This window comes from Pelomicrobium sp. G1, from assembly GCF_051905455.1.
Taxonomy (GTDB): Bacteria; Pseudomonadota; Gammaproteobacteria; order Burkholderiales; family UBA6910; genus Pelomicrobium.
In genome coordinates, this window is record NZ_JBQACR010000545.1 from 1 (window position 1) to 242 (window position 242).

Here is a 242-nt window from a genome sequence, read left to right on the forward strand (position 1 = left end):
CCCCTCAATCGCTCTCCTTCCCCATGTCCTCGCCCACCTTCTTGGCGTCTCCGAAGACCATCATGGTCTTGTCCATGTAAACGAGCTCGTTGTCCAATCCAGCGTAGCCCGCCGCCATGGAGCGCTTGCCCACGATCACCGTCCTTGCCTTGTCCACTTCCAGGATCAGCATGCCGTCGATGGGGCTCCCCGGCTTGCACGCGGCCGGGTTCACCACGTCGTTCGAACCCAGCACCAGCACC

Annotated in this window: 1 protein-coding gene; it reads right to left on the minus strand. The window is 62.4% G+C overall.

From position 1 onward, the window contains the following. Positions 1-4: 4 nt before the first annotated feature. The coding region (locus ACTFO6_RS19585) for an NAD(P)(+) transhydrogenase (Re/Si-specific) subunit beta (RefSeq protein WP_439935970.1) at positions 5-242 on the minus strand (238 nt) is incomplete at its 5' end.